Annotated in this window: 9 protein-coding genes and 1 pseudogene; 3 read left to right on the top strand and 7 right to left on the bottom strand. The window is 69.7% G+C overall.

The annotated features are described in order from the left end of the window. Together SACSA_RS25320 and SACSA_RS0114365 are read left to right on the top strand one after the other, a co-directional pair. Positions 1-221: pseudogene (locus SACSA_RS25320) on the top strand (metallophosphoesterase); the annotation flags it as partial. Next, positions 218-1,063: a ParB N-terminal domain-containing protein gene (locus SACSA_RS0114365; protein WP_019816595.1), complete on the top strand. Its 846-nt coding sequence runs from the start codon at positions 218-220 to the stop codon at positions 1,061-1,063. The pseudogene SACSA_RS25320 and the gene SACSA_RS0114365, both read left to right, overlap by 4 nt. 145 nt (positions 1,064-1,208) lie before the next feature. Here SACSA_RS0114365 and SACSA_RS0114370 read toward each other — a convergent pair whose 3' ends face one another. The 7 genes from SACSA_RS0114370 to SACSA_RS0114400 form a co-directional block, all read right to left on the bottom strand. Next, entirely contained in the window at positions 1,209-2,390 is a 1,182-nt protein-coding gene (locus SACSA_RS0114370; protein WP_019816596.1) for an ABC transporter ATP-binding protein, read from the bottom strand. Positions 2,391-2,393: 3 nt separating this feature from the next. Further along, on the bottom strand, positions 2,394-3,233 hold the full coding sequence (locus SACSA_RS0114375) for a carbohydrate ABC transporter permease (RefSeq protein ID WP_019816597.1): 840 nt from the start codon (positions 3,231-3,233) through the stop codon (positions 2,394-2,396). Then, positions 3,233-4,198: a carbohydrate ABC transporter permease gene (locus tag SACSA_RS0114380; protein WP_019816598.1), complete on the bottom strand. Its 966-nt coding sequence runs from the start codon at positions 4,196-4,198 to the stop codon at positions 3,233-3,235. Before SACSA_RS0114380 ends, SACSA_RS0114375 begins: the two co-directional genes overlap by 1 nt. After that, a complete protein-coding gene (locus SACSA_RS0114385) occupies positions 4,195-5,520 on the bottom strand; it encodes an ABC transporter substrate-binding protein (protein WP_019816599.1) in 1,326 nt (441 codons plus the stop codon). The genes SACSA_RS0114380 and SACSA_RS0114385 overlap by 4 nt, the downstream gene beginning before the upstream one ends. Positions 5,521-5,699: 179 nt before the next feature. Beyond that, positions 5,700-6,221, bottom strand: a complete 522-nt coding sequence (locus tag SACSA_RS0114390) for a general stress protein (RefSeq protein WP_019816600.1) — start codon at positions 6,219-6,221, stop codon at positions 5,700-5,702. Between the two features lie 182 nt (positions 6,222-6,403). Then, positions 6,404-6,841: a VOC family protein gene (locus SACSA_RS0114395; RefSeq protein ID WP_019816601.1), complete on the bottom strand. Its 438-nt coding sequence runs from the start codon at positions 6,839-6,841 to the stop codon at positions 6,404-6,406. Between the two features lies 1 nt (position 6,842). Next, positions 6,843-7,427, bottom strand: a complete 585-nt coding sequence (locus SACSA_RS0114400; RefSeq protein WP_019816602.1) for a DinB family protein — start codon at positions 7,425-7,427, stop codon at positions 6,843-6,845. Positions 7,428-7,488: 61 nt separating this feature from the next. Here SACSA_RS0114400 and SACSA_RS0114405 point away from each other — a divergent pair. Next, positions 7,489-7,671: helix-turn-helix domain-containing protein (locus SACSA_RS0114405; RefSeq protein ID WP_028661882.1), on the top strand; the 183-nt coding region annotated here is incomplete at its 3' end.

Here is a 7,671-nt window from a genome sequence, read left to right on the forward strand (position 1 = left end):
CCCCGCGCGGGACAGGCGATGCCGACGACCCACCGCACCAGGGGTTCGCGTGCCTGCACCGCGTGGTGCGCGCGCTGGGCCCGCGCTGGCTGCTGCACGGGCACGTCGAACCCGAGGCGCCCCGGCCGCGTGCGCGGTGGCTCGGCGACACGCGCGTGTGCAACGTCGTCGGTGCCGGGGTGCTCGACCTGGGCGCTCCACGCGGAAGGGAGGGACGGTGAAGGGACGCGACACCGGGTTCGCGCGCGTCGACGCCGAACACGACTTCCTGCGGGCGCGCCGCAGGCAGGTGCTGTCCCGCCTGGCGGCCTGGCTGCGGGGCGAACCCGACGATGTCAACATCACCCTGCCGTTCGACGAGGTCGTGCGTGCACTCGGCACGGTGGACGAGCGCCGCGTCGGCGTGCGGGTGATCCGCCTCGACTCGATCGTCGGCAGCGTCGACCGCGGCCGCGACTTCGACCGGCGGTTCCGCCCGACGTCGGGCAAGGTGCGGCAGCGGTGGGAGCGGCTCGCCCTGGCCAGCAGGCGCGGCGAGTCCATCCCGCCGATCCGCGTCTACCGCGTGGGCGACCTGCATTTCGTCATCGACGGCCACCACCGGGTGTCGGTGGCGCACGCGCTGGGGCTGACCTCCATCGAGGCGGACGTCACCGAGGTGCGCACGAAGCTCGACCCGACCGGCATCCGCTACCGGGGCGACCTCATCGTCAAGGACTACCGGCGCCTGTTCCTGGAGCGGGTGCCGCTGTCCGGGCAGGCCCGCGCGGAGGTCGTGCTGTCCGAGCCGTGGGACTACGCCGAACTGGGCGAGCACGTCGAGGCGTGGGGCTACCGGCTGATGCAGGACGAAGGCGCCTTCCTCGACCGCGCGACCGTGGCGCGGCGCTGGTACGACGACGAGTACCGCCCGGTGGTGCGGATGCTGCGGGAAGCCGACCTGGTCGGCAGGCGCACCGACGCCGAGGCCTACCTGTGGGTCGCGGGCGAGCGTTACCGGCTCATCCGCACCCACCGCTGGGACGACTCCGTGCTCGACGCGATGCGCGCCCCACGCCGGTAGCCCCCGCCTTTGGCCGTTTCCTGGCCGCGGCAGGGCCGGGCGGCGTGGCGGTCGTTGCCTGAGAGGTCGCTGGCAGCGCCGCGGAGGACACCGTCGCCGCGCCGAGCGCGGGCAGGAGTCCTCCGCGGCGGGGAGCGGACCGTGGCTAGTCGGCGTGGGTGAGGTTGCGTCCCGTCGACGGGTCGAACAGGTGCAGGGAGTCCACGTCGAACCAGACGCGGGCCGGTTCGGTCTCGCGGGCCTCGGAGACCGCCGACAGTCGCGCGACGATGGTCGAGCCGGTGCCGGGGATGTCGGTGGCCCCCGCGTCGGCGGCCAGCTCCTGCAACTCGGCGGTGCTGGCCAGTTGGGTCTCCAGCGTGAAGTAGGCGTACTTCTCCGAGCCCATCGACTCGAGCACGTCCACCGGCGCGGTGAACGTGGTCCCGCCCGAGCGGTGTGCCTCGTCGACGAGGGCGGCGTCCTCGAAATGCTCGGGCCGGATGCCGATGACCACCTCGCGCGGCGCGTTCGCCTGCTCCAGCCGGGCCCGGACCCGCTCGGACAGGCCGATGTCGCCGAGCGCGCTCTTCAGCGTGGCGCCCTCGACGGTGGCCGGGACGAAGTTCATCGACGGCGAGCCGATGAACCCGGCGACGAAGAGGTTGGCCGGGTGGTCGTAGAGGTACTGGGGCGAGCCCACCTGCTGCACGACACCGCCCCGCAACACCACGACGCGGTCGCCGAGGGTCATCGCCTCGGTCTGGTCGTGGGTGACGTAGACGGTGGTCGTGCCGAGCTGCTTCTGGAGCTTCGACACCGACGTGCGCATCTGCCCGCGCAGCTTCGCGTCCAAGTTGGACAACGGCTCGTCCATGAGGAACGCCTTGGGGTCGCGCACGATCGCGCGGCCCATCGCCACCCGCTGCCGCTGGCCGCCGGAGAGGTTGGACGGCCTGCGGTCCAGGTGCTGGGTCAGGTCGAGGATGCCAGCGGCCTCCTCCACCTTGGCCCGCACCGTGGCGTCGTCCATCCTGGCCAGCCGCAGCGGGAAGGCCATGTTCTCCCGCACGCTCATGTGCGGATAGAGCGCATACGACTGGAACACCATGGCGATGTCGCGGGCCTTCGGTGTCTTCTCGTTGGCGCGTTCGCCGTTGATGCGCAGCTCGCCGGTGGTGATGTCCTCCAGCCCGGCGATCATGTTGAGTGCGGTGGACTTCCCGCACCCGGACGGTCCGACGAGGATGACGAACTCGCCGTCGGAGATCGTCAGATCCATCTCCGACACGGCCAGCGCCCCGTCCGGGAACCGCTTGGTGACGTTGTCGAGCACGATCTCAGCCATTGCCTAACCCTTCACGGCGCCGGAGGTCAGCCCCGCGACGATGCGGCGCTGGAAGAACAACACGAACAGAATGATCGGGATGGTGATCACCACGGCCGCCGCCGAGATCGTCCCGGTCGGGTCCTCGAACTGCGAGGCACCCGTGAAGAACGACAGCGCCGCGGGCACCGTGCGCGACGCCTCCGTGGACGTCAGCGAGATGGCGAACAGGAAGTCGTTCCAGCAGAAGATGAACACCAGGATCGCCGAGGTGAACACGCCCGGCGCGGCCAGCGGCGCGATCACCTTGCGGAACGCCTGGGCCGGGCTGGCGCCGTCCATCTTGGCCGCCTTCTCCAGCTCCCACGGGATCTCGCGGAAGAACGCCGACAGCGTGTAGATCGCCAGCGGCAGCGCGAACGTGATGTAGGGCAGGATCAGGCCGGGCCAGGTGTCGAACAGACCCAGCTCGCGCTCGATGTTGAACAACGGCGTCACCAGCGAGATCTGCGGGAACATCGCGATCAGCAGCGACACCCCGATCAGCGCGCGCTTGCCGGGGAAGTCGAGCCGCGCCACCGCGTAGGCCGCCATCATCCCGAGGATCACCGCGATCAGCGTCGCGATGACGGCGATGCCGATCGAGTTCAGCAGCGGGCGGAGGAACTCGTTGGTCGCGAAGATCTCGCGATAGTTGTCCAGCGTCCACTCACGCGGGATGAAGTTGCCGTCGGCGAGGGTGTCCTTGGTCTTGAACGACAGCGAGGCGATCCACAGCACCGGCACCAGCGCGTAGACGACCACGACGATGTCGAGCAGGGCCCACCGGGTCTTGCGGCCGGTGGTCACCGTTGTCATGGCCATCAGCGCTGCCCTCCCTGGTCACTGCCCGGCGCCGCCGTGCCGAACACCTTGATGAAGATCACCGCGATGATCGCGACCGCAATGAAGACCAACACCGCCATCGTGGAGCCGATTCCGAGGTTGAGCCCGCGCATCAGGTTGTTGTAGGTCTGCATCGACACCGACGACGTGTCGTTCGACCCGCCGGTGAGGATGAAGATGTTGTCGAACACGCGGAAGGCGTCCAGCGTGCGGAACAGCAACGCCACCAGGATGGCGGGCTTCATCACCGGGATCATGACCCGTGTGAACCGCTGCCACGGGTTCGCGCCGTCCATCGCCGCGGCCTTGAGCAGATCGTCCGGCACCAGCGCCAGCCCCGCCATGAGCAGCAGCGCCATGAACGGCGTCGTCTTCCACACCTCGGCCAGGATGATGATCCACAGCGAGGACCACATCTCCGTCAGCGGCGCGCTGTCCCCGGCGAAGACGTTGGCCAGATATCCCGTATCGGGCGTCCAGGCGTAGAACCAGGAGAACGCCGCGACCACCGTGACGATGCCGTAGGGAACCAGTGTCACCGTGCGCACCAGTCCCCGTCCGACCAGGGTGCGGTGCATGATCAAAGCCAGGGCCATGCCGAGCACCAGCTCGATGAACACCGACACCACGGTGATGAACATCGTGACCCCGAAGGCCGTCCACCAGTACGAGTTGGACAGCACGGCCACGTAGTTGTCGAACCCGACGAACTCCCGCTCGCCCGGAAAACGCAGGTCGTAGCGCTGCAACGACAGCCAGATCGAGTACGCGATCGGGTAGCCGGTGACGGCGACCATGACCAGCGCCGCCGGGGCGATGAGCATCAGCCCGAGCCTGCGCTCGGCCCGCTTGCCCTCGCTCATCGGGGCCTTGCCGCGCCGCCCGGTGTCCGTCCCGGTCGGCGTGGCGGTCGCCGTGGCCGTGTGCTGTGCGGTGTCGCTCATGGGATCACGCCCTTCGAGGTGAGCGCCTCCTCGAGCTGGCTGCGCAGCTCCTGCGCGGTGCGCTGCGGATCGATGTCCGACGGGGGCGAGAGCACCTCGGCCATCACGATCGACAGCGTCTGGTACGCGGGCGTGGCCGGGCGCACGGCCGCGTCGGTCAGCTCGTCGCGGATGGTGTCCTTCATCGGGTACTCGGTCGCCATCGTCGGGTTGTCCTCCGGGTCCGGAGGCCGCGAGGGATCGAGCGGCGTGGTGTCGTCGTAGACCGAGGCGATGGTCGGCGGCACGCCGTCCTTCAGCGCGGAGAACTTCTGGTGCTCGGCACTGCGCAGGCACAGAGCAGCCTCGAAGGCTTCCTGCTTGTGCCGTGAGGTCTCACTCACGGCGAGGTTGTAGCCCCCGATCGTGCTGCGGCCCGTGCCGGGCTCGCCCACGCCCGGGTACGGAGCCCACTTGAAGTGCTCAAGCTCGTCCGGCTTCTCCTCGGCGTAGGAGGCGTAGACGAACGGCCAGTTGAGCTGGAAGGCTCCGCCGCCGTTCTGGAAGGCGAGGCGCACCTCGTCCTCCTGCTGGTTGGTCAGCGACGGGTCGGTGAGCCCGGAGGAGCTGACCTCGTTGAGGATGCCCAGCGCGCGCCTCGCGCCCTCGTCGATCACGACCGACTCACCGTCGGGGGACAGGATGCGCCCGCCCGCCGACTCGGTGATCGAGTTGTAGGAGACCACCAAGCCCTCGTACTGCGCGCCGGTGAACAGGATCTCGTGCGGCTCGCCCCGCTCGCGCAGGTCACGGGACATCGCCATCATCTCGTCCCAGGTGCGCGGGGGCTCCGGGGTGATGCGGTCGTCGTACCACAGCAGTCGCACGTTGGTGTTCTTCGGCGCCGCGTAGAGCTTGCCGTCCCAGGTGGCGGTCTCCAGCGGTCCGGGAAGGACATCGCGCGAGGCCTCGGCCTTGTTCTCGCCGGTCCACTCCTCGACCCAGCCCGCCTCGGCGAACTCGGGCACCCAGGTGACGTCGAGGCCGAGAACGTCCAACGAGGTGTCTCCGGCCGCCAGCCTGCGCACCATCTGCTCGCGCTGGCCGTCGGCGTCACGCGGAAGCTTGTTGTAGACGATCTCGTAGTCGCCGCCCGCCTGCTCGTTGCAGTCGTCCACCACGGCCTGGAAGTTGTCCTCGGGCGCGTAGTAGACGTTGATCTGCTTGCCGTCCTCGGCGCCGCACGCGGCCAGCGTCGAAGCACCGACAGCGGTGACGCCGAGCAACGCGGCGACACGTTGTGGTGAACCGCGCCGTCGTCGCCGCGATCCGACCTTCCGCATCGGGTCTCCTTCCCACCGCACGTCGGGGTGGGCCGTCCGACCCACCCCGTCGTGCACGGACTTTCACGTCACGGGGAGAAGTACTGCCCTGTGACCGGTGCCATAAAACCTAAGCCCGGCGGTCACACTGCGCAAGTACTGAGGGTAACGATCAAGGAAAAGGTACTACGAAAGTTCGTTCAGCCGTGTGAACCCATGGCCAATCGGGCGAGGAGGTCGCGTCCCTTCTCCGCGTTGCGTGGTTGACACAGCACGTCGTAGCGGCCCGCGACGAGCTGACTCGCCGACGAGAAGTCACGGCGCCCGCGTGTGGAGGCGTAGCTCATCGCGGCGAACGCGGCGCCGAAGACGACACCGGCGCCGAGACCGACCAGCACCGGGGCGTAGGAGACGCTCTCGGCCGCGCTGAAGAAGCTCAGCAGCAGGCCGACGAACAGTCCGAACCAGGCGCCGGACAGCGCGCCGGTGCCCAGCACCTTGCCCCAGGACAGCTTGCCGATCACACGCTCGACCAGCATCAGGTCGACGCCGACGATGGTCACGTCGGCGACGGGGAACTTGTTGTCGGCGAGGTGGTCGACGGCGCGCTGGGCCTCTTCGTAGGTGGAGTAGGAGCCGATCGGCCATCCGGACGGCGGCGTGGGAAGCCGCGGCAGCCCCGGCGCCTGACGACCCGACAAGAAGGGACCGGTCACGATCATCACCTGTTCCGCTCGACTGCGCCGGACTCACCCACCAGCGCGTGTACCCATGATCTCACGCCCCGCACACGCCCGAAACCGGGTGAACGGGACACGCACGTCTCAAGCGGCGGCGCGGCCAGGGACTCGGGCGCCGGGGCTCGGTGGCCTCCCACCCGAGGTCGTCACCGAGCCCGCGCGCCTCAGTCGAGGCAGAATTCGTTGCCCTCCGGATCGGCCAGCACGATGTGCCCGCCCTCCAGTGGTGGAGCGGGCTCGTGGCGCCGGAGCCGGGTGGCGCCGTGGGAGACGAGCCGCTCCGCCTCCGCCTCAAGGGCCGTCATCCGCGCCTCGCCCTCGAGCCCGGGCGCGGCTCGCAGATCGAGGTGCAGGCGGTTCTTGACCTGCTTCGGCTCCGGCACCCGCTGGAAGAACACCCTCGGCCCGGAACCGTCGGGATCGACCACCGCCGAGGCGTCGTTACGGTGCTCCGGTGGCACGCCCATCGCCTCAAGGGCCTGCTCCCACGACGCGAAGCCGTCGGGCGGGTCCTGCATGCGGTAGCCGAGTGCCTCGGCCCAGAACGCGGCGAGGGCACCCGGGTCGGCGCAGTCGAGGGTGATCTGGATGTCGCGCGCCATCTCAGCTCGCCTCCGTTCGGGTCGGCGGGTGGGTGTGCAGGTAGAGGTCGCGGAGCAGGCACACCTCGGACAGATGATGAATGACCTCGCGGTGGATGTGCAGCACGAGCGCCGCCAGAGGGTGCTCGGCATACGGCCCCTCGGCTTCCCCGCACGGGCGGGCGAGGCCGGTGTCGCCGAGGGCTTCGACTCCGGTCAGCCAGGTGGCGTACTCCGTGTCGAGTTGCTCCAGCGCCTCGGTCGCGGTCGCGGCATAGGTGAACGACTGGTAGTCGGTGGGCGCGCGGCCGAAGTGCGCGGCGTTGCGCATCGCCAGGACACCGACGATCACGTGCCCGAGCCGCCAGGCGATGGTCGTCAGCGGTGGCGGGTCGGGCTCCGGCACGGCGAAGTCGATGGTCATCGCGCCGGCCCCGGCCCGTATCGGCGCGGTCCCGGTGCCGCGTGGGCGCACCGTCCAGCAGCCGGGCGCGGGCTCCCAGAAGTACTCGTCGTCGGTGAGCCCGGCCAGGCGCGGGCGCAGGTGGTGGGTCCAGTGCCAGGCGAGCTGGTCGCGGAGCAGGGAGTTCCAGGTCTTGTCGGTCATGGCTCCAGCCTCGCGGAGATAGCGGACAGGATCGTTCCGCGATCCGTGCGACGATGAGCACGTGACCGTCGAGGCGACGACCGAACGGGTGCTGCGCTTGCTGGCGCTGCTGCAACGGCGGCCCTCCTGGACCGCTGCCGAACTCGCCGCCGAGCTCGGGGTCACCGACCGGTCGGTGCGCCGCGACGTGGAGCGGCTGCGCGCGCTCGGCTACCCCGTGCACGCGGCGGCAGGCGTCGGCGGT

It is taken from the genome of Saccharomonospora saliphila YIM 90502, assembly GCF_000383795.1.
Lineage (GTDB): Bacteria > Actinomycetota > Actinomycetes > Mycobacteriales > Pseudonocardiaceae > Saccharomonospora > Saccharomonospora saliphila.

Excerpts from the sequence above, each read along its gene's own strand:
- SACSA_RS0114390 (WP_019816600.1), bottom strand. The coding sequence starts at position 6,221 with ATGATCGTGACCGGTCCCTTCTTGTCGGGTCGTCAGGCGCCGGGGCTG.
- SACSA_RS0114400 (WP_019816602.1), bottom strand. The coding sequence starts at position 7,427 with ATGACCGACAAGACCTGGAACTCCCTGCTCCGCGACCAGCTCGCCTGG.
- SACSA_RS0114380 (WP_019816598.1), bottom strand. The coding sequence starts at position 4,198 with ATGAGCGACACCGCACAGCACACGGCCACGGCGACCGCCACGCCGACC.
- SACSA_RS0114375 (WP_019816597.1), bottom strand. The coding sequence starts at position 3,233 with ATGGCCATGACAACGGTGACCACCGGCCGCAAGACCCGGTGGGCCCTG.
- SACSA_RS0114385 (WP_019816599.1), bottom strand. The coding sequence starts at position 5,520 with ATGCGGAAGGTCGGATCGCGGCGACGACGGCGCGGTTCACCACAACGT.
- SACSA_RS0114395 (WP_019816601.1), bottom strand. The coding sequence starts at position 6,841 with ATGGCGCGCGACATCCAGATCACCCTCGACTGCGCCGACCCGGGTGCC.
- SACSA_RS0114370 (WP_019816596.1), bottom strand. The coding sequence starts at position 2,390 with ATGGCTGAGATCGTGCTCGACAACGTCACCAAGCGGTTCCCGGACGGG.